Source organism: Algibacter sp. TI.3.09 (genome assembly GCF_038154905.1).
In the GTDB taxonomy this organism is placed as follows: Bacteria; Bacteroidota; Bacteroidia; order Flavobacteriales; family Flavobacteriaceae; genus Algibacter.
In genome coordinates, this window is the sequence record NZ_JBAKAN010000035.1 from 1 (window position 1) to 314 (window position 314).

At 35.4% G+C, this 314-nt stretch carries 1 pseudogene; it reads right to left on the bottom strand.

Going from position 1 to position 314, the window contains the following annotated elements:
• A pseudogene (locus tag V6246_RS18215) lies at nt 1-314 on the bottom strand (glutamate-5-semialdehyde dehydrogenase); the annotation flags it as partial.

Below are 314 nucleotides of genomic sequence, written 5' to 3' on the forward strand. Positions count from 1 at the left end.
TAATGGCCCGCGATGGTGTAATTTGTCGGTACTTATAGCAAGCTCTGCACCTACACCTATTTGTCCGCCATCGGTAAAACGTGTTGAGGCATTTTGATATACTACAGCACAATCTACTAGTTCCATAAATTTCTTAGCAATATCGCTATTAGTAGTCATCACTGTTGCAGAATGACCTCCAGAATATTCGTTTATCTTTTCTATAGCATCAAAAACAGAATTTTCTGTGCCAAAACAACATTTCATTTCAAGAAATTCTTGATACCAAATAGAATCATCGTTTATAAGTTTTTCATGACTTAGAATCGATTTTG